This is a genomic window from Rhodococcoides trifolii (assembly GCF_014635345.1).
GTDB classification, from domain to species: Bacteria; Actinomycetota; Actinomycetes; order Mycobacteriales; family Mycobacteriaceae; genus Rhodococcoides; species Rhodococcoides trifolii.
In genome coordinates this window covers 93,533-114,028 of sequence record NZ_BMCU01000003.1, presented here as the reverse complement: position 1 = coordinate 114,028, position 20,496 = coordinate 93,533, and the positions used below count along the sequence as shown (strand labels likewise).

The 20,496-nt window shown below is 65.5% G+C and carries 13 protein-coding genes and 1 other RNA gene; 9 read left to right on the top strand and 5 right to left on the bottom strand.

Annotated elements, in window-relative coordinates:
• Window positions 1-15: 15 nt before the first annotated feature.
• The 8 genes from IEW02_RS13795 to IEW02_RS13760 all read left to right on the top strand — a co-directional run bounded on the left by IEW02_RS13795 (window position 16) and on the right by IEW02_RS13760 (window position 8,185).
• Complete coding sequence (locus IEW02_RS13795; protein WP_188545440.1) at window positions 16-1,527, top strand: SDR family oxidoreductase; 1,512 nt, start codon at window positions 16-18, stop codon at window positions 1,525-1,527.
• 56 nt (window positions 1,528-1,583) lie between these two features.
• Window positions 1,584-1,954: a transfer-messenger RNA gene (gene ssrA, locus IEW02_RS13790) on the top strand.
• A gap of 117 nt (window positions 1,955-2,071) precedes the next feature.
• Window positions 2,072-2,722, top strand: coding sequence for an alpha/beta hydrolase (locus IEW02_RS13785; protein WP_188545439.1), 651 nt, complete (start codon window positions 2,072-2,074; stop codon window positions 2,720-2,722).
• Between the two features lie 20 nt (window positions 2,723-2,742).
• Window positions 2,743-4,062, top strand: a complete 1,320-nt coding sequence (locus IEW02_RS13780) for an NAD(P)/FAD-dependent oxidoreductase (protein ID WP_188545438.1) — start codon at window positions 2,743-2,745, stop codon at window positions 4,060-4,062.
• Window positions 4,059-4,790 carry a DUF1365 domain-containing protein gene (locus tag IEW02_RS13775; protein WP_188545437.1) on the top strand — a complete coding sequence of 244 codons (732 nt, stop codon included), beginning with the start codon at window positions 4,059-4,061 and terminating at the stop codon, window positions 4,788-4,790. Before IEW02_RS13780 ends, IEW02_RS13775 begins: the two co-directional genes overlap by 4 nt.
• Window positions 4,787-6,073, top strand: coding sequence for an SAM-dependent methyltransferase (locus IEW02_RS13770; protein WP_188545436.1), 1,287 nt, complete (start codon window positions 4,787-4,789; stop codon window positions 6,071-6,073). Before IEW02_RS13775 ends, IEW02_RS13770 begins: the two co-directional genes overlap by 4 nt.
• Entirely contained in the window at window positions 6,070-7,353 is a 1,284-nt protein-coding gene (locus IEW02_RS13765; protein ID WP_188545435.1) for an SAM-dependent methyltransferase, read from the top strand. The genes IEW02_RS13770 and IEW02_RS13765 overlap by 4 nt, the downstream gene beginning before the upstream one ends.
• Window positions 7,354-7,363: 10 nt before the next feature.
• Entirely contained in the window at window positions 7,364-8,185 is an 822-nt protein-coding gene (locus IEW02_RS13760) for a DUF1295 domain-containing protein (RefSeq protein WP_188545434.1), read from the top strand.
• On the opposite strand, the gene treY is transcribed toward IEW02_RS13760, so the two are convergent.
• The 4 genes from treY to IEW02_RS13740 all read right to left on the bottom strand — a co-directional run bounded on the left by treY (window position 8,171) and on the right by IEW02_RS13740 (window position 16,214).
• Entirely contained in the window at window positions 8,171-10,513 is a 2,343-nt protein-coding gene (gene treY, locus IEW02_RS13755; protein ID WP_188545433.1) for a malto-oligosyltrehalose synthase, read from the bottom strand. The genes IEW02_RS13760 and treY overlap by 15 nt on opposite strands.
• Window positions 10,514-10,522: 9 nt before the next feature.
• Window positions 10,523-12,844, bottom strand: coding sequence for a glycogen debranching protein GlgX (gene glgX, locus IEW02_RS13750; RefSeq protein ID WP_188545432.1), 2,322 nt, complete (start codon window positions 12,842-12,844; stop codon window positions 10,523-10,525).
• 57 nt (window positions 12,845-12,901) lie between these two features.
• Window positions 12,902-14,950: an acyltransferase family protein gene (locus tag IEW02_RS13745; RefSeq protein WP_188545431.1), complete on the bottom strand. Its 2,049-nt coding sequence runs from the start codon at window positions 14,948-14,950 to the stop codon at window positions 12,902-12,904.
• A gap of 64 nt (window positions 14,951-15,014) precedes the next feature.
• Complete coding sequence (locus IEW02_RS13740; protein ID WP_188545430.1) at window positions 15,015-16,214, bottom strand: endonuclease/exonuclease/phosphatase family protein; 1,200 nt, start codon at window positions 16,212-16,214, stop codon at window positions 15,015-15,017.
• A 140-nt stretch (window positions 16,215-16,354) separates the two neighbouring features.
• Between IEW02_RS13740 and car the strand changes: the two genes are divergently transcribed.
• On the top strand, window positions 16,355-19,885 hold the full coding sequence (gene car / locus IEW02_RS13735; protein WP_229746032.1) for a carboxylic acid reductase: 3,531 nt from the start codon (window positions 16,355-16,357) through the stop codon (window positions 19,883-19,885).
• A gap of 4 nt (window positions 19,886-19,889) precedes the next feature.
• Here car and IEW02_RS13730 read toward each other — a convergent pair whose 3' ends face one another.
• Window positions 19,890-20,471: a TetR/AcrR family transcriptional regulator C-terminal domain-containing protein gene (locus IEW02_RS13730; protein ID WP_188545429.1), complete on the bottom strand. Its 582-nt coding sequence runs from the start codon at window positions 20,469-20,471 to the stop codon at window positions 19,890-19,892.
• Window positions 20,472-20,496: the final 25 nt, after the last annotated feature.

Here is a 20,496-nt window from a genome sequence, read left to right as displayed (position 1 = left end):
CTCCGAATGCTCATCATGAACCAATCGAGCTCGGTACGACCCCGCGTCCTGGTGACAGGAGCAACCGGGTACATCGGCGGCCGGCTCGCGCCGCGGTTGCACGAGGCCGGGTATCGGGTGCGGGTTCTGGCCCGTTCGCCGCAGAAGCTGCGCGACGTGCCCTGGGCCGCCGACGTCGAGGTCGCACGGGGGGACCTGGGTGATCCGGAATCCCTGGACGCTGCGTTCGCCGACGTCGACGTCGTCTACTACCTGGTCCACTCGATGGGCGGGACCAAGGACTTCCACCGCGCAGAGCGGGAGAGCGCAGAGAACGTCGCGCGTGCGGCGAAGGGTGCGGGTGTCCGGCGCATCGTCTATCTCGGCGGTCTGCACCCGACCGAGGGTGAACTGTCTCCGCACCTTCGGTCGCGCGCCGAGGTCGGCGAAATTCTCATCGACTCCGGGGTGCAGACGGTGGTGCTGCAAGCGGGTGTCGTGATCGGATCCGGATCCGCCTCGTTCGAGATGATTCGTCACCTCACGGACCGCTTGCCGGTGATGACGACGCCGAAATGGGTGCACAACCGAATTCAGCCCATCGCCGTGCGAGACGTCCTGCACTATCTGATCGAAGCAGCGGACGCGCCGTTCGACACCAGCCGTACGTGGGACGTCGGCGGACCGGACGTGTTCGAGTACGGCGAGATGATGAACCTCTACGCCGAGGTCGCCGGATTGCGCAAGCGACGGATGGTGGTGCTCCCGGTGCTCACCCCGCGCCTGGCTGGGCACTGGATCGGCGTGGTGACGCCGATTCCGCGTGGCCTCGCCATGCCGCTCATCGAGTCCCTGCAGTACGACGCCATCGCGCACGAAACCGACATCACCGACGTCATCGCCCCACCCGAGGGTGGGCTGACGAGCTACGCCGACTCGGTCCGCCTGGCGTTGCGCCGAATCGAGGACGGTACCGTCGAGACCACCTGGGCCAGTGCGTCCGACGAGAACATCCCGTCCGATCCGCTCCCCTCCGACCCGGATTGGGCCGGCGAGGACGTCTACGTCGACGAGCGGTCGCGAGACTGCAACGCCAGCCCCGAACTGCTGTGGGAGGTCGTCGAGGGAATCGGTGGCCAGAACGGCTGGTACTCCTTCCCCGCCGCGTGGGTCATCCGGGGATGGCTCGACAAGGTCGTCGGCGGGGTCGGGCTCAAGCGCGGTCGCCGAGACCCACGCAAGCTCGTGGCCGGAGAGGCCCTCGACTGGTGGCGGGTGGAGGAGATCGAACGGGGGTCTCTGCTTCGCCTTCGTGCCGAGATGCGGGCGCCGGGTGGAGCATGGCTGGAACTCCGCGTGACACCACTCGACGACGGTCGGCGTTCCCGGTACGAGCAGCGGGCGATCTTCTTTCCTCGCGGACTCGCGGGTCGCGTGTACTGGTACGCGATCATGCCGTTCCACGGGGTCATCTTCCGCGGGATGCTGGAGAACATCACCGGCAAGGCCGAGCGGTCCGAGCATCCGACGCGCTCGATATCCGGATGATTCTCCTCCCGCGACGCGTTACACTGAACAGCCCCGGTGAGTGCCGGGGTGCACACGGGGCTGAACGGTTTCGACTGTGTGCGTCTAGTTAGGGGAAGCGTGTCGGTGCAGGCGAGAGACCACCGTAAGCGTCATCGCAAAAATATAAGCGCCGATTCCAATCAGCGCGACTACGCACTCGCTGCCTAAGTAGCGACTGCGTGTCTGTCAGTCCGATCTTGCCCTCGGGTCGGGTACTGGCATCAGCTAGAGGGCTCACCTATTCACTCGGCTGCGGAGTGATGTGGAACATCAAACAGTGGCTGGGATCGTCATCCAGGCTTGTCTGCGAGATCTGGAGATCCAAGTAGAGGCATAGCGGACTGCACACGGAGAAGCCCTAGCAAACCGACACAGGACCCGGGTTCGATTCCCGGCAGCTCCACGAACAAGGGCCCCACCTCGAACGAGGTGGGGCCCTTGTCGTTGTTTCTGTCCGCAAAATCACAGATATCCGAGCGCGCCGTCGTCCGACTCCTGTGCGGCTCGGTGTCGAATGACTGCCATGAAATCCTCAGGTGGACCGGCTGCCGTTCTTCACGGTGACGCGCGCGGTCCGGTGAAAGCAGCCGTCCTCGTCCTCCACGGCGGCAAAGTGACATCGCACGACCCTGCCACCCGGTGGCAGTTGTCGAGCGTGCGGATGTGGCCGTTCACCTGGTCGCTGCGCCGAGCACTGACCGACACCGCTGTGCTGCAACTGCAGTACCGCTACCGCGGATGGAACGGAGCCGAGGAGAGCCCGGTTCGGGACGCGCGATGGGCGTTGGCGCAGATCCGCGACCGCTTCGGCGACGTCCCGGTGACCCTGGTCGGTCACTCCATGGGGGGCCGAACTGCTGCTGCCGTCGCGGACGACCCCAATGTCGTCGCCGTCGTCGCTCTCGCACCGTGGTGGCCCTCGGGTAACGAGACGAAAGCGATGCGCGCCGAACAATCCGTGCTGGTGGTGCACGGCTCCGCCGACCGGTGGACGGACCCCGCACTCTCGAAAGCCGCGACCGACGCGGCGCTCGTTCGAGGCGTCCGAGCACGCTACGTCTCGATGAAGCGAGCCGGGCACTTCATGCTGAGATCGCCCTGGACGTGGTCGAAGCTCGTGCGTGACTTCGTGGTGGACCAATCGCCGAGCACCTGCGCTACGAAAACTCGATGAGTCGACACAATCGAAACTCGATGAGTCGACACAATCGAGGAGACGACCACGTGACCACAACCCCGAGTTCAGCCGCACGGCGCAACGTCGCCGTCGTCGGCAGCGGGGTCGCCGGCCTCACGGCCGCGTGGGTCCTGTCGAAAAGCGCGAACGTCACTCTCTTCGAGGCGGATCGACGGCTCGGCGGTCACGCCGACACTCATGTCGTCGACACCGAGCGCGGACCCCTTCCCGTGGACACGGGGTTCATCGTTCACAACGATCGGACATATCCGACCCTGCAACGGCTGTTTCGCGAATTGAACGTCGCCACACAGGAATCGGACATGAGTATGTCGATCCACTGCGACGGGTGCGGCCTCGAGTACTCCGGCGGGCAGGGCTTGTCGGGCTTGTTCCCTTCCGTGGGAACGGCATTGCGGCCCAAGTACCTGACGATGCTCCGCGAGATCACCCGGTTCCACCGTCAGGCTCGCGAACTCCTGGCGTCACCGGACACCGACGACTCCATCACCGTCGACGACTTCGTCGCGATGGGGGAGTTCTCCCCGTACTTCACAGCGCATTTCATGACGCCGCTGGTGTCTGCGGTCTGGTCGTGCAATCCCGTTGTCGCACTGGCATACCCGGCTCGGTACCTGTTCACGTTTCTCGAACATCACGGCATGCTCGGTGTTTCGGGTTCGCCGACGTGGCGGACGGTGACGGGCGGATCTGTCGAGTACGTCTCGCGCGTCGCAGAAGCCATCTCCCGCATCGAACTCGAGACGCCGGTGCGTGCGATCCGCCGCAACGCCGATTCGGTCGAGATCACCGTCGCGTCCGGCGCGTCCGAGCGTTTCGACGCAGCGGTGGTCGCCACCCATCCACGGCAGGCTCTGGACATGCTCGTCGAACCGACGTCCGCCGAGCACACGATCCTGGGTGCGATGGCCTACTCGCCGAACCGAGCTCAGTTGCACACGGACACATCGGTGCTGCCTACCCTGGCCCGCGCGCGGGCGTCCTGGAACTACTCGATGCCCGCGTGCGACGCGAAACCGGACAACGTTCTCGTCAGCTACGACATGACGCGTCTGCAGCGCCTCCCGAACACCGGGGTCCGTTACCTCGTCACCCTGGGCGGCGCGGACTCGGTCGACCCGGCATCGGTCATCGACGAGATGGACTACGAGCACCCGCAGTACACACCGGACTCGGTCTCGGCGCAGCAACGCCTTCCGGAACTCGATTCGGACACGCTGGCATTCGCCGGTGCGTACCACGGATGGGGGTTCCACGAGGACGGCGCTCTCTCCGGGTTGCGCGCAGCCGAACGTATCGGTGGAATGTGGACATGAGTGCCGCACCGGCGTTGTACGACACCAGGATTCGGCATGTGCGAACCGGTCCGATACAGAACGAGTTCACGTACCGCAGCTACTCCTGGCTCGTCGATATCGATCGATTGCCCCGATTGTCCGCGCCACTGCGTCCGTTCGCGCGTTTCGAGGCGAGTGACCATCTCGGTGATCCCTCGGCAACCTTGCGAGAGAACGTCGACGCGTTCCTCGCCGCACGCGGGATCGACCTACGCGGCGGGCGAGTTGACATGCTGGCCTCGGCCCGCGTGCTCGGGTACGTCTTCAACCCGCTGAGCGTGTTCTGGTGTCACGACCGCGACGGAACGCTCGAGTGCGTCATCGCCGAGGTGCACAACACCTACGGAGAGAGCCATTGCTACCTCGTTCGCACCGACGAGCGCGGCGCCGCGCGAACGGCCAAGGAGTTCTACGTCTCCCCGTTCAACGACGTCGAGGGCGAGTACCGCATGCGCCTTCCCGAACCGAACGACACGTTGGCGCTGTCCATCGTCCTGCACCGCGACAACCATCCGCCCTTCGTCGCCACGGTCACCGGAACGCGGCGGCCCGCCTCGCCGCGTCACATCGTCCGGACCGTCACCTCACTTCCTATGGCGCCGTTGGTGGCGTCCGCGCAGATACGTCTGCAGGGAATCAAACTATGGAAGCGCGGCCTCACCGTGGTTCCCCGCCCAGTCCACACGCCACAGGAGGCTGTGCAATGACCACCACCACACATCGACGCGACCGATCTCCGTCGCTGAACGCCGAACGCTGGCCCAGCATCGCCCGCGTTCCGTCCGGGCCGAAGGTACGCGTCGCGTCGCCGGTCGCTGCCGCACTCTTTCGGAATGCCGCATCGCGGCTTCCGATTCGCGTCGAGATGCCCGGTGGCGAGGTGATCGGCGGTGGAGCCGACGACCCGAACGCGCCCGTCATGGTCATCAATCGGCCGGCCGATTTCGCGTCACGAGTCGGTGACAGCGGCCTGATCGGCTTCGGTGAGGCGTACATGGCCGGGGACTGGGACGCACCCGACCTCGCCGCTGCCCTCGGCGTGTTCGCCTCACGCATGGCGACGCTGATTCCGGAGTGGCTGCAGCGGCTGCGTGGGTTGTACATCCCGAAGCAACCACGCGCCGAGAAGAACACCACCAAGAACACCCGCTCGAACATCTCTCGGCACTACGACCTGTCGAACGAAATGTTCGAACTGTTCCTGGACGAGTCGATGACGTACTCGAGTGCGCTGTTCGGAACTTTGACCCCGGCCCCGTCCTGGGACGATTTCGCCGATGCACAGCACTCGAAGATCGACCGCCTTCTGGACCGCGCAGGGGTCACCGCAGGCTCCCGCGTTCTCGAAATCGGTACCGGCTGGGGTGAACTCGCGATCCGCGCCGCCTCTCGTGGTGCCACGGTGCGGACGGTGACGCTGTCGACCGAACAACTCGAATTGGCGTGCAAGCGAATCGATGCCGCGGGATACAGCGACCAGGTTCGGGTCGACCTCCTCGACTACCGTCTGGTGGACGGTGAGTACGACGCGATCGTGTCGGTCGAGATGATCGAGGCCGTCGGCCACCAGTACTGGGGAGAGTACTTCTCCACCATCGACTCGCTTCTCGCACCGGGAGGCAAGGTTGCGATCCAGGCGATCACCATGCCGCACGAACGAATGGTGGCCACGCGCAACACGTACACCTGGGTGCACAAGTACATCTTCCCCGGCGGATTCCTTCCGTCCATACGTGCGATCGAAGACGTGACCGAGAAACAAACCACTCTGCGTGTGCGTGAACGGCTTTCGATGGGCGACCATTACGCGCACACCCTGCGGCTGTGGGACGAGCGGTTCGCCGCCCGTGTCGAGGAGGCGGCGATGCTCGGTTTCGACGACATCTTTGCGCGCATGTGGCACTTCTACCTCTGCTATTCCGAGGCCGGCTTCCGGTCCGGTTACATCGACGTCCAACAGATCACGCTCGACCGGAGGAGCGCCACATGAGCACCGTCGCACGGACCTTGGCAGACCTGCTCGCTCCCGTGGTGGGCGGCGAACTCCCGGTGCACATCACTGCGTGGGACGGTTCGACCGCAGGGCCCGAGGATGCACCACATGTTCGGTTGACGAGCCCGAACGTGTTGCGCCGCTTGCTGTGGAGCCCGGGTGAGTTGGGCGCCGCACAGGCGTACGTGACCGGTGAGCTCGACGTCGACGGTGACCTCGGTGAGGCGCTGACACACGTGTGGGCCGTCGTGCGGAGCCGCGGTCTCACCATGGTGCGGCCCACACCCGCCAAGGTTCTCGAATTGGTCCGTGCAGCACGCTCTCTCGGAGCGTTCGGCCGACCGCTGCCCGCGCCGTCATCGCAAGCACAGGTGAAGGGCCGGTTGCATTCGTTGAGCCGCGACCGCGCCGCGATCAGCCACCACTACGACCTGTCCAACGAGTTCTACGAGATGGTGCTCGACCCCAACATGGCGTACTCGAGTGCGTACTGGACGTCGGATTCACCCGACTACACCCTCGAGGACGCGCAACGAGACAAGCTGGACATGGTCTGCCGCAAGGTCGGTCTGGATCAGCGAAGGGGAATGCGGTTCCTCGACGTCGGATGTGGGTGGGGATCGCTGAGTCTGCACGCCGCGGCCGAGTTCGGCGCGCAGGTCGTCGGTGTCACGATTTCGCGGGAGCAGAAGGCGTTCATCGACAAGCGCATTGCCGATCGCGGGTTGACCGATCTGGTCGAGATCCGAATTCAGGATTATCGCGAAGTTCCGGACGGGCCGTTCGAGGCAGTGGCGTCGCTGGAGATGGGCGAGCACGTGGGCCAGAAGAACTACCCGGTCTACGTGAAAGCGCTGCACGACAACATCGTTCCCGGGGGTCGGGTGCTGATTCAGCAGATGTCTCGCAAGGCCGGAGATCACCCCGGCGGCGGCCCGTTCATCGAGTCCTTCATCGCTCCGGACATGTTCATGCGTCCGGTCGGCGAGACCGTCGCGATGATCGAGGAGGGCGGACTCGAGGTGCGTGACGTCCACGCGATGCGCGAGCACTACGTCCGCACGGTCGACGTCTGGTACGACACGTTCGAGAAGCGGTGGAACGACCTGGTCGCGTTGGTGGGAGAGGAGGTGGCGCGCGTGTGGCGCCTCTACCTCGTCGGCGGGGGAATGGCGTTCCGCGACGGGCGCATGGGAGTCGACCAAATCCTCTCGGTACGTCCGGACAGTGAGGGCCACACGTCGATGCCGCCGGTTCGCCCCAGTTGGTCGGCATAGGGTCCGACACATGAACTCCTTCGTCTGGTCCGATTTCCTCTCGGTCGTCGGCGTCAGTCTGCTCTCCATCGTCGTGCTGCTCGGGGTGACCGCGATCATCGGCTTCCGTATCGGCCGCCACAACGTGGTCGACGTGACGTGGGGTCTCGGGTTCGTGGTCGTCGCCGTCGCAGCTGCGCTCTCGGGAACCGGAGACGGGTGGAGGCGACTTCTGTTCGTCGCGCTCGTCGGGGTGTGGGGACTGCGGCTGGCGTCGTCGATGTTCCGCCGCTCCCGAGGCAAGGGTGAAGACCCACGCTACGAAGAGATGCTGGGCCGCGCCGGCGGCCACCCGGTGTGGACTGCCGTCCGCAAGATCTATCTCACCCAGGCACTCGCACTCTGGTTCGTGTCGCTGCCACTGCAGGTTTCCGCAGTGACGCATGGATCTTTCGGCATCGTCAGCGCCGTCGGCGTGGTGCTGTGGCTGGTCGGTCTGGTCTTCGAGACCGTCGGCGACGCGCAAATGGACAAGTACAAAGCCGACAAGGCCACGCTCCCGAAGGACGAGCAGCCGACGGTCATGGATCGCGGGCTGTGGGGATGGACGCGTCACCCGAACTACTTCGGTGATGCCTGCGTGTGGTGGGGGATCTTCCTCGTCGCTGCAGCGCACTGGCCCGGCGTACTGACCGTGCTGTCACCGGTGGCGATGACGTACTTCCTCGTCTTCGCCACCGGCGCAAAACTTCTCGAACAATCCATGGAGAAGCGCCCCGGGTACCGCGAGTACCAGCAGCGCACCAGCTACTTCATACCGCGCCCACCGAAAAAGGCGTCAGCGAACCAGTAGGGCGACCGGGAGCGAGCCGAACACGGTCGCAACGTCGACCGTGCCGCTGTGGGTGCGCGAGGTGAGGACATCCGTCCACTCACCCTCCGGCAGCGCCACCGTCGTGTCACCCCAACCGTTCTCTTGCATGGACAGGGTCAGGCGAGAGGCGACCGCGATGACGTCCCCACTCGACCCGTGTGGCCCGCGTAGGAATCCGACGAGGTGCTCGGCAGCGTCTCCCGAGGCCACGACGGGCGCGTAGGTACCACCGACGAAGCTCGCCGGCCGATCTCTGCGCAGTGTCGCAGCGTGCCGGGTGGCCCAGAGTTTCGCCGCCCCGGACGCATCGAGTGTGGGCACGGAGGTGGTGGACTGGAGCAGCGTCCGACGGGAGTCGTAGTCCACGTCCCGGCGGTTGTCCGGGTCCACGAGCGAGTCCTCCCAGAGCTCGGTTCCCTGATAGATGTCCGGAATTCCGGGGCCGGCGAGATGCAACAGTTTCTGCCCCAACGAATCCGACCATGCGTGGGGAGCGAGGTGGCTCACGAACTGTGTCACGGATGCGGCGACCGGGCCGTCGAGAACTGCGTCGATCCACGCGTGCATCGACGACTCGAACTCCTCGTCGGAGTCGTTCCACGAGGTGAACAGCCCCGCTTCGCGTACCGCCTTCTCGGCGTAGTCGTGCAGGCGGGTGCGATACTCGTCGGTGATGGTTCCGTCCGTCGGCCAGGTGCCGATGATGTTCTGCCACAGGAACAGTCCGGTAGTACCATTCGGGCTCGGCGCCACACCCTCCCAGTCGGCGAGGCATCTCGACCAGAGTTCCGCGATCTGGGAGAGCACTGCGATTCGGGCGCGAACGTCCTCACCGCGTTTCGTGTCGTGTGTGGACAAAGTGGTCATGGCAGCGGGCCACAGCCGCGCACGTTCGGCAAGCCGAACGTGGAACTCGGCCACGGAACGGCCGAACTGGGCAGGGTCACCGCCCACCTCCTGGAGCGAGAGCAGCCGCGACGTGCGGTAGAAGAGGCAGTCCTCGACGCTCTTGGCCATCACGGCGCCTGCGACCTGTTGCAGACGTACCGATGCTTCCCCTCCGACCGAGATGGCGGCAGCAACATCGGTGAGTGCAGCGGAGAGCTCGGGCCGATCCTCGACCACCGTGGCGACGATTCCCGCCAAGGTGCCCGCGAGCGGACCGTAGTCGGAGCGGTACGCCGGCATCCGGGCGACGATTTCGACAACGGCGTCGCGTGTGACAGATCGGTCCAGGGAAAGACCCGTGTCGCGCGCCACCGCGGCAACGAGTCGATCCACCTCTGCGGACAATCCGGTCTGTGCGGTGGTGCGCTTGATGTCCAGTTCGGCAGCATGCAGCCATTCACGGTCGCCGGCGTTGCCGGTGAAGGTGGTCGACAGTTCCCCGAGCGTCGCCACACCCGCCGGGTCGACGAACACGCCGCCCAGATCGGACAGCGCGTCGTACCCGGTCGTACCGTCCACGGGCAGGGCCGGATCCAACGGCTCGGTGCCTGTCAGGATCTTCTCGACCACGAGCCAGCTGTCGGCGCCCATCACCGATCGAAGGCGCGCGAGATAGTCTGCGGGAGCAGCCAATCCGTCGGGGTGGTCCACCCGCAGGCCGTCGACGAGCCCGTCGCCGAACCAGCTGCGCACCTCGGTGTGCGTCGCGTCGAACACGGCCGGGTCCTCCTGACGGACACCCGCGAGATCGCTGACGGTGAAGAACCGGCGGTACCCGATCTGCCCCGTCTTCCATCCGACGAGTCGGTAGGCCTGTCGATCGTGAAGCGACGCAGCGTCATCGGAGCCGTCGTCGGTGGAAGGATCGATGGGGAAGCGGTGGTCGTAGTACGCGATCATTGCTTCGTCGGTGGAGCGATCCACGGTCAGTTCGGCGACGTCGTCGTCGCTTCCCAGAACCGGAAGCGCGATGGTCGCTGCGGCCCAGTCGATGTCGAACCAATCGCGGTACTCGCTCGCGCGGCCGAATTTGAGCACGTCCCACCAGAACGGGTTGTCGCGCGGCACCGCCACTCCGAGGTGATTCGGCACGATGTCGACTACCACGCCCATCCCGCGGGCACGACACTCCTGAACCACGTTCTCGAACTGGGCGCGGCCTCCGAGGGCCTCCGATACGGACCGCGGATCGGTCACGTCGTAGCCGTGGGTCGATCCTTCGGCGGCGGTCAGAATCGGCGACAGGTACACGTGCGAGACGCCGAGATCGTGGATGTAGTCCACGACCGCAGCCGCGTCGGCAAGGGTGAACCGATCTCCCCGGAGTTGAAGACGGTAGGTGGACGTGATGGCAGCCATGGAGACCTCTTACCCAGTTTTGCGGAGCACCAACAGTGACCGCGCTTCCACGGCCACGGCAGTTCCCGCCACGATCGTGCGGTCTTCGAGACCGGTCGGCGTCGCGGTGTTCAGCGCCACCGTCCATTCTGATGCGTACTCACCGTCGACGGTGGTGAAGTCGATCGGCTCGTGGTGGGCGTTGAAGCAGAGGTAGAAGGTGTCGTCGACGACTCGATTACCGCGTCCGTCCGGCTCGGGAATGCCCTCGCCGTTCAGAAAGACAGCCAGCGATTTGCCGAAACCGCTGTCCCAGTCCTCCTCGGTCATTTCCTCGCCGGCCGGTGTGAGCCAGGCGATGTCGCGAGTCTGGCCCGACCTCCGCATGGGCCGACCCTCGAAGAACCGTCGACGACGAAAGACCGGGTGGTCGTTGCGCAGCGCGATCACGTGCGCCGTGAAGTCGACGAGGTCCGCGTTCTCCTCGGCCAACGACCAGTCCATCCACGCCAGTTCGGAGTCCTGGCAGTAGACGTTGTTGTTGCCCTGCTGGGTGCGGCCCATCTCGTCGCCGTGGGCGAGCATGGGCGTGCCCTGGCTCAGCATCAGAGTGGCCAGCATGTTCCGAATCTGCCTGGCGCGCAACGACACCACCTCGGGGTCGTCCGTCGGACCCTCGACGCCGCAGTTCCACGACCGGTTGTGGCTCTCGCCGTCGTTGTTGTCCTCGCCGTTGGCGTCGTTGTGCTTGTCGTTGTAGGACACCAGGTCTGCCATGGTGAAACCGTCGTGCGCGATGACGAAGTTGATGCTGGCGCCCGGGCGTCGACCGGTGTTCTCGTAGAGATCGGACGAACCGGTGAGCCGCGACGCGAACTCGCCCAGGGTGGCCGGTTCGCCGCGCCAGTAGTCCCGAACGGTGTCGCGGTACATGCCGTTCCACTCCGTCCACAGGCTGGGGAAGTTGCCCACCTGATAGCCGCCCTCGCCCACGTCCCACGGCTCGGCAATGAGCTTGACCTGGCTGACGATCGGATCCTGTTGCACCAGATCGAAGAACGCGCTCAGCTTGTCCACGTCGTGCAGCTCGCGAGCCAGCGTCGAGGCCAGATCGAAGCGGAAGCCGTCCACGTGCATCTCGGTGACCCAGTAGCGCAACGAGTCCATGATCAGCTGGAGTGTGTGCGGATGTCGCACGTTGAGACTGTTTCCCGTGCCGGTGTAGTCCATGTAGAAGGACGGGTCGTCGTCCACCAGCCGGTAGTACGCGGCATTGTCGATTCCGCGGAAGGCGATGGTGGGGCCCATGTGGTTGCCCTCGGCGGTGTGGTTGTAGACCACGTCGAGGATGACCTCGATGCCCGCTTCGTGGAACGACCGGACCATCGTCTTGAACTCCGACACGGCGGAGCCGGCGAGCGCGGACGACGCGTACTCGTTGTGCGGAGCCATGAATCCGAAGGAGTTGTATCCCCAGTAGTTGCGAAGTCCCTTGTCCAACAACGTCTGATCCTGCATGAACTGATGCACCGGCATCAGTTCTATCGCAGTCACCCCGAGCTTCTCCAGATGACTGACGATGGACGGATGTGCCAGTCCCGCATACGTTCCGCGCATGTCTTCCGGGATGTCGGGGTGCGTCATGGTCATGCCCTTGACGTGTGCCTCGTAGATGACCGTCTCGTTGTAGGGACGGCGCGGAGAACGATCGTTCTGCCAGTCGAAGAACGGGTTGACCACAACCGTGTTCATCGTGTGACCCAGCGAATCGTGCTGCGGGAACGAGCTGTCTCCCGTCTCGGCCTCCGCCTCGACGGGCACCGGCTCCTTCGCAGGAGTGGACACGGTGGGGACGTTCGCACGGGTCGCGTCGACGGTGCGAGAGGCGACGGCCGAGCCGGCGGGCCCGGCGACATGGGCCTCACCCGGGTGGATCTCCTCGGGCTGCGGAACCTCCGGCTCCTGCGCGGGAATGTCGATGTCGTAGCTGAAGAGCGACCGGTCACCGTCGAAGGCGCCCACGAACGCTTTGCCGTAGGGATCGACCAGCAACTTGCTGGGATCGCACCGCTGCCCGGCACCCGGGTTCCACGGTCCGTGAACGCGGTATCCGTAGCGTTGACCGGGCTGAACCGTAGGGAGGTACGCATGCCAGACGTACCCGTCCACCTCGTCCAGGCGGACCTTGGTTTCGGTTCCGTCCGGGTCGATCAAGCACAGTTCGACGGTCTCGGCTACCTCGGAGAAGATTGCGAAATTGGTTCCCGCGCCGTCGTAGGTTGCGCCCAGCGGATAGGCGCTACCCGGCCATGCGGGGATCTTGACAGGGTCGGTGGTGCGGTCGACGGACATGGTCGAAACCCTATCCCGGCCCCGGCTCACACGACGCTTCGGCGCAATCGGTGCAGGTCACCAGCCCGTTGCTGCCGAGAACTGCCGATTCAACTCGGGGACGAGGGTGGTGACGTAGCTCGCAGTCAGGTGGTGGGCATCGTGGTAGATCAGGACGTTGCCTTCGGCGGCCCGGCAGACGTCGACGGCGCACACGGAGTCGGTCAGATCCATGATGCTCACCGTCGGTAGTGCGGCCGTTGCGTCGGCGGCCGGATCGACGTCCGAGAGCACGTCGGCACGCGGCATCCCGCACGACGTGGCGTCACCGCCGCCGGACAGACAGTCGACGGTTCGGTAGGGGACGCCGTCATCGTGCAGCCACGGGGTGTCTCGGATGGCGACGACGGGCAGTCCGCGATCGGCGAGTGCGAGCCAGGCGGAGACGTACCACTCCGGTGTCCAGTCGCCCGGCCCGTCCGGGCGCGGCCGCGTCGACGTGGTGACGACGTAGTCGGGGCGATCGACGTCGAGGGCGTCCAATGTGGCCAACGACCATTCCAGGCAGTCGGGGTAGTCGTTGCCGACGAACGACGGCATGGTGTCGACGGTCAGCGGGCACCCCACCTTGAGGTAGGTGTCGACGCGGAACCCACCGTCCTTGCCCATGCGATCGAACGCGGTCAGCCAGTGTTCGGAGTGCGAACCGCCCACCAGGGCAACCGTTCTCGCGGCCGACGTGTCGCCGTAAGTGCACCGAACCACGTCGCGGACGACGACGTCGACGATGCATCCCTCCGTCGTGCTCGCGGGGAGATCGAGGCCGGCGTCGTAGACGGACGGAACCATCGGCGCGTCCGGCGCGAGGACTCCGTCGACGAGCACTCGCGCGCCGGGATTCCTCGTCTGGTCCAGCGAATCGGCGGGTCGCCCGCCCGTGACCGCCGACTCGACATGCGCGGTCCATCCGACCGACGCGACCACCACAGCGGCGGCCAAGCCGTAGGACCAGGTGGTCACCACCGTGCGAGCCCGGCTCGGGCGAGACGCCGGGCCGACCACCCACATCATGATCTGCGCGCCCACGAGGGACGCCAGGACGACGGCTGTGCCACCGTCGACTCCGATCTCCGGGCGACCGGAGACGACCAGCGTCCCGATGAGGACAGGCCAATGGACCAGGTAGAGCGGATAGGCGATGGAGCCGAGCCACACCAGCGGACGCGATGCGAGAACGGCGGACACGGAGTTGGACCGCCCGTCAGCCGTGCCGCCGGCGACTGTCAGTGCGACCGTCGCCAGAACCGGGACGAGAGCCCACGGTCCGGGGAACTGCTCGGCTCCGTTCAGCAGAACGCCGCACAGTGCAATGGTCACGAGTCCGGCGAACGCAAGCGCGGTGCGCGCGGCACGGCTCGTTGGAGCGCGCAGCACGATCAGTGCCAGGAGAGCTCCGACGAGCAACTCCCACAGCCGAGCAGCGGAGTCGTAGTAGGCCCACGCCTGGTAGCGCGAGGACATGACGGATGCGTACATGAACGACGCTGCCGCCGCGACGCCGAGGATTGCGACGAGAGGCCGGACAGGAGAGAGACCCCGCCGGCTGCATACCCGCGTCACGGCCCAGACGACGACGATCGCAAGGAGGTAGAACTGGCCTTGCACGGCCATCGACCAGAGGTGCTGCATCGGACTGATCGACGCGTCGGCGCGCAGGTAGTCCGACGAGGTGCGCGCCAGTTCCCAGTTCTGGACGAACGACACGCTCGTCAGACCCTGGCGGAAGAGGTCGTCCCACCGAGTTCGGGGGAGTAGGAAAGCGAACACCAGAACAGTCGCCGCGACGGTGAGTGCCAGCATGGGTAGCAGCCGTCGCAGCACCCGCACGACTGCCGGCCACGCGGCGAGCGATCCACCGGACTGCGCGCGCCGAACCAATCCGCCGACGAAGAAGTAGCCGGACAGGACGAGGAAGACGTCGACGCCTCCGGACACCCGGCCCAACCAGACGTGAAACACGACGACCAGCGCGATCGCCACTCCCCGAAGTCCGTCGAGGTCGCGGCGGTGGGTGGGTCGCGAGCCGGGGGCGGCGTCTACCGAGTCAGCAGTGGTGCGGGGATCCATGACGAACGCGACAATACCGGCGGTGCAGTCACGACCGGCGGTGTGGCCACGACCGGCGGTGTAGTCACGACACGGTCACGTCGATCCACACCAGCCGGTGGTCGCTGCTGACCGTGGGCGGGAGCAGATCGGCGCCGTCCGTCCCGGTGGGCGGCCAGAACACCGCGGAGCCCGTCACCGTCAGATCGACGCTGGGTAGTACGTAGTCGACCCGTAGGTTGCCGGGATCAGGGTCCGCGAAGTCGGCGGTGTCCAGTTCGGCTGGAGTCGTATGACCCTGGCTCGCCTGCAGTTTCGCACCGTCGGACACCGGAGCGGGGTCGGTCAGCTCCGGCCGGGAGAGGACCTGTGCAATCGTGCCCGCCACGGAGCCACCGTCGTTCGGGTCACTGTTCTGATCTCCGAGGAAGACGAACGATGCGCCCTCGGGTAGTCCGCCGCGGACGCCGACGTCGTCGTAGATGTAATTCGCGTCACCACCGCCGGCAATGTAGTCCGCCGAGAGGCGTACCTCGTCGTGATTGCGCGTCCCGTTGCGGTCTTCGGGACCGTCGAACGACGGCGGGGTCGGGTGCGACGCGAGAACATGGATCGTCTTCTCACCGACGGTGATCGGTACGTCCCAGTGGGACTTGCTGGAAAGCCGCAGAGCGTCGGCGTTGTCGCCGTAGTAGTCCCGAGGCAACAAGTTGTCGGGCATGTCCTTCCACAAGAAATTCTGGAAGGTCCGTACGGCCGCGGTGTCGATGGGGAACTTCGAGAGGACGACCATCCCGTACTGACCGGGAAACGCTCCGAATCCGTAGGCGTCCCCGGGTCCGTCGATGCGACCGTCGCGATCGAGGTCGCGTCCGGTGGGAACACCGGTGTTGACGGGAGCGGTATAGGCGTAGGGGTAGTCGATCGGGGTCTGTCCCCGCTGGCTCACCGACAGGTAGTTCTGCCGGAACAAATCGACCGCGATGTTGTCCGGGTAGTAGTCGAACTCGTTGACCAGCAACACATCCGGATGGTTGCGTTGAACGATTTCGGCCACCGCGCCGATCTGCGGATCGTTCCCTGCCGCCATGTCCTCGGCCAGCTCACCTGCGCGAGATCGGTTGAGGCTGGCGTTGAACGTGGCGAACCGCACCGTGGATGCGGTGGGAGTGTCGGAGGGGTCGTCCGAGGGCCCCGAGTCGCGGGAACATGCTGCCGCAGTAGCACCGAGAAGCACGACGAGTGCGAGGACGAGATGCCGGGCGCGCGTGGGGCGGGAGGACATGCGGCGACCGTAGAGCGTCGAGCTGAACGGCGCATGTCGATTCGGTGTTGCTTGTCACATCGATCCGTTGGAGCCGTGGCCGCGAATATAGTTAGCGTTACTCATTAACACACCTAATGATTTGGTAAAGAGGGGGCATCGTGACGATCGATACGCGCACGGACACCGAGGTTTCGGAGAGCGACAGGGTGTCGACGGACGCCCGGCAGGAGCGCCTGGCACGGCGCACGGCCGAGCTTTACGCCGCCGACGATCAGTTCGCCGCCGCCGCACCGCTGCCCGAGGTCTCCCGCGCCGCGTCGGCGCCGGGACTACGCTTGGCCGAGGTGGTCGAGACCATCCTCAGCGGCTACTCCGACCGCCCCGCCGTGGGACAGCGCCGCCGCGAGTTCGTGACGAACCCGGACACCGGCCGAACCGAGATGCGCCTCCTCGACGATTTCGAGACCTCCACCTACGCCGATCTGCAGCACAGGGTGTCCGCCATCGCGCGGACGTGGAGCGACGACATCGACTCCGTCACGGGCAAATTCGTGGCAATCCTCGGGTTCACGAGCAGTGACTACACCGCACTCGATCTCGCGTGCATCCGCCTCGGCGTCGTGTCCGTTCCGCTCCAGACCAGTGCGCCGGCCGCTCAACTCGCGCCGATCATCGCCGAGGTTGCCCCCACCGTCGTCGCTGCGAGCATCGGACAACTGGACACGGCGGTGGACGCCATCGTGCAGGGCGCGACGCCCGATCGCGTCGTGGTGTTCGACTACTACCCGCAGGACGACGAGCAACGCGAGACGTACGAGTCCGCCCGCGATCGCCTACCGTCCGCCGTGGTTCTCGAATCGCTGGCCGAGGTGATCGAGCGCGGGACGGCCGGTGACCCTCCGCCGGTGTACGTTCCCGACGAGGACGACAATCCGCTCGCCACCATCTTCTACACGTCCGGGAGCACCGGCGCCCCCAAGGGTGCGATGTACACCGAGCGCATGCTCGTCACTCCATGGCTGCCGTCCACTCTCCTTCGCCGCCACCACGACGACGTCATCCCGGCAATTCACATCAACTTCATGCCGATGAGTCATCTCTATGGACGGCACTGGCTCGCCATGACCTTGGCGTCGGGCGGCACCGCCTTCTTCGCGGCCAAGAGCGATCTGTCCACCCTCTTCGACGACATCGCCATGGTGCGCCCCACCGCGTTCAACTTCGTGCCGCGAGTGTGCGACATGGTGTTTCAACAATTCCGCAGCGAGGTCGATCGCCGCACCCGCGACGGAGTCGATCGTGACGAACTCGAACGTCAGGTCAAGGCCGACATTCGCGAGAACTTCCTCGGTGGCCGTGTACTGGCCGCCATGTGCGGCACCGCTCCGTTGTCCGCCGAAATGGGCGAGTTCATCTCGTCGTGCCTCGACCTGGACCTCGGCGACGGTTACGGATCCACGGAAGCCGGAATGGTGTTGGTGGAGTCGAAGATTCAGCGTCCCTCGGTCATCGACTACAAACTCGTCGACGTTCCCGAGCTCGGGTACTTCGGAACGGACACACCGTATCCGCGCGGCGAACTGTTGCTCAAGACCGAGTCCATGTTCCCCGGGTACTACAAGCGGCCCGAGATCACGGCCGAGATGTTCGACGCCGACGGGTATTACATGACAGGCGACGTCATGGCCGAGGTCGGCCCCGACGAGCTCGTGTACGTGGACCGGCGCAAGAACGTCCTCAAGTTGTCGCAGGGCGAGTTCGTCGCCGTGTCGAAGCTGGAAGCGGACTACGTCAACAGCCCCTTGGTCCGACAGATCTTCGTGTACGGAAACAGTGCACGCGCATACCTTCTCGCCGTGGTGGTACCCACCGATCCCGACGTCGACAAGGACTCCATTCTGCGGTCACTTCAGTCGATCGCGGCAGCGGAAGGTCTCAATTCCTACGAGATTCCCCGCGACGTCGTCATCGAGACCGAGCCGTTCACACAGGACAACGGACTGCTGTCCGGCGTCGGAAAGCTGCTGCGGCCGAAACTGAAGGAACACTACGGCGACCGTCTCGAGCAGCTCTACGCCGAACTCGCCGACGGTCAGGACCAGGAGATGCAGTCCCTGCGGACCAGTGATCCGGACGGCCCGGCCCTGGAGATCGTCTCCCGCGCCGCTCGTGCGCTCCTCGGATGCGCGGAATCCGACGTCGTGCCCGGCGCCCATTTCACCGATCTCGGCGGAGACTCGCTGTCTGCGTTGACGTTCTCCACGCTGTTGCAGGACATCTTCGACGTCGAGGTACCGGTCGGCGTCATCGTCAGTGCGGCCAACGACCTCGCACACCTGGCCGACTACATCGAGAACGAGCGCCGCACCGGCGCGGCGCGTCCCTCGTTCGCATCCGTGCACGGGGCCGGCAGTACTCGCGTCGCCGCAGCCGACCTCACGCTGGACAAGTTCATCGACGAGGACACCCTTCGCGCTGCATCGTCGTTGCCGCGACCGACCGGTGACCCGCAGACCGTGCTGCTGACCGGTGGCAACGGCTACCTCGGACGGTTCCTGTGCCTCGAATGGCTCGAGCGCGTGGCGAAGACCGGCGGCACGGTGATCGCGCTGGTGCGCGGAAGCGACGCGGCCGCGGCTCGGCGGCGTTTGGACGAGGCGTTCGACAGCGGCGACGACGCGCTGTGGACGCACTATTCCGAGCTCGCCGACCGGAACCTCGAAGTGCTCGCCGGCGACATCGGCGACGACAACCTGGGTCTGGACCCGCAGACGTGGAAGCGGTTGGCGGACACGGTCGATTTGATCGTCCACCCGGCAGCTCTGGTCAACCACGTGCTCCCGTACAACCAGATGTTCGGTCCCAACGTGGTCGGTACGGCCGAACTGATCCGGATGGCAATCACCTCCAAGATCAAGCCTGTCGATTACCTGTCCACGGTTGCCGTTGCGTCGCAGATAGATCCGTCCGCGTTCGAGGAGAACGGAGATATTCGAGACATCAGCGCCGAGCGGTCGGTCGACGACTCGTACGCGAACGGGTACGGCAACAGCAAGTGGGGCGGCGAGGTCCTTCTGCGCGAGGCGCACGACCTGTGCGCACTACCGGTCGCCGTGTTCCGGTCGGACATGATTCTCGCCCACAGCACCTACGGCGGCCAGCTCAACGTGCCCGACGTGTTCACGCGCCTGATTCTCAGCGTCGTGGCCACCGGCATCGCGCCGGCGTCGTTCTACACGGGAGACCCGTCGCGAGCCCACTACGACGGTCTCCCAGCGGATTTCACCGCTGCAGCCATCGCTGAACTCGGTGGTCCCATCACCGAGGGCTACGTCACGTACGACGTGTTGAACCCGCACGACGACGGAATCTCGCTCGACACCTTCGTCGACTGGTTGATCGAAGCCGGGTACCCGATCACTCGCATCGACGACTACGACGAGTGGTTCGCCCGGCTGGACACCGCGATTCGGGCGATGCCGGAGAAGCAGAAGCAGCACTCGCTTTTACCGCTGATGCACGCGTACGAGAGCGCCGCCGAGCCGACACCGGGATCCGTAATTCCCGCGGAGGTTTTCCGGTCTGCGGTGCAGGAGAAGCGACTGGGTGTCGATCGAGACATTCCGCATCTGTCGCAGAACCTGGTGCTCAAGTACGTCACGGACCTGAAGGGTCTCGGGTTGCTCTGATCGGTCAGCGCATCGCGTGTACGCGGTGCCGGACCCCGTCGAGAAACAGCTCGAGACCGAAGCCGAATCGCTCTGTCGCCGAGGGCGATTCGGCTATGGGGGAGGCCGACTCGGTCAGCGCCCCGGCGGAGTCCAACTGCAGGCGTGCCTGTTCGTCCATCGCGGCGCCGAGAACGTAGTACAGCAGTGTATCGGCTGCGGACGACGCGTCGGAGTCGTCGAGGTCGGCGGCGGACATGGTGTCGCACAACAGATCCCGGACCAGGGACGTGACGGTTCGGGCCGACAGGCTGGACGCCACGACCTCGGCTCCGTCGCGATGAGCGAGCAGGGCGTCGCGGAGACGGTGGGCAGCCTCGGTTGCGCGACCGTCCCACGTCGATGTCGTGAACGGTCGACCGACCGGAGCGAGAACGAGATCCGAGACGGCACCCAGCAACGCCTGTTTGTTCGGGAAGTGCCAGTAGAGGGCTCCTGGTCCGACGCCCAGGGAGCCGGCAAGACGGCGCATCGTCAGGTCCGCGAGGCCGTACTCGTCCAGAATTGCCAGGGCGCCGACGACGACGTCCTGTCTGCGCAACTGCATGGCGACCACCTTAACTCGACGCGGG

Bases quoted from the DNA above. Each gene is read 5' to 3' on its own strand.
- IEW02_RS13795 (WP_188545440.1), top strand. From the start codon at position 16: ATGAACCAATCGAGCTCGGTACGACCCCGCGTCCTGGTGACAGGAGCA.
- IEW02_RS13785 (WP_188545439.1), top strand. From the start codon at position 2,072: ATGAAATCCTCAGGTGGACCGGCTGCCGTTCTTCACGGTGACGCGCGC.
- IEW02_RS13780 (WP_188545438.1), top strand. From the start codon at position 2,743: ATGAGTCGACACAATCGAGGAGACGACCACGTGACCACAACCCCGAGT.
- IEW02_RS13775 (WP_188545437.1), top strand. From the start codon at position 4,059: ATGAGTGCCGCACCGGCGTTGTACGACACCAGGATTCGGCATGTGCGA.
- IEW02_RS13770 (WP_188545436.1), top strand. From the start codon at position 4,787: ATGACCACCACCACACATCGACGCGACCGATCTCCGTCGCTGAACGCC.
- IEW02_RS13765 (WP_188545435.1), top strand. From the start codon at position 6,070: ATGAGCACCGTCGCACGGACCTTGGCAGACCTGCTCGCTCCCGTGGTG.
- IEW02_RS13760 (WP_188545434.1), top strand. From the start codon at position 7,364: ATGAACTCCTTCGTCTGGTCCGATTTCCTCTCGGTCGTCGGCGTCAGT.
- treY (WP_188545433.1), bottom strand. From the start codon at position 10,513: ATGGCTGCCATCACGTCCACCTACCGTCTTCAACTCCGGGGAGATCGG.
- glgX (WP_188545432.1), bottom strand. From the start codon at position 12,844: ATGTCCGTCGACCGCACCACCGACCCTGTCAAGATCCCCGCATGGCCG.
- IEW02_RS13745 (WP_188545431.1), bottom strand. From the start codon at position 14,950: ATGGATCCCCGCACCACTGCTGACTCGGTAGACGCCGCCCCCGGCTCG.
- IEW02_RS13740 (WP_188545430.1), bottom strand. From the start codon at position 16,214: ATGTCCTCCCGCCCCACGCGCGCCCGGCATCTCGTCCTCGCACTCGTC.
- IEW02_RS13730 (WP_188545429.1), bottom strand. From the start codon at position 20,471: ATGCAGTTGCGCAGACAGGACGTCGTCGTCGGCGCCCTGGCAATTCTG.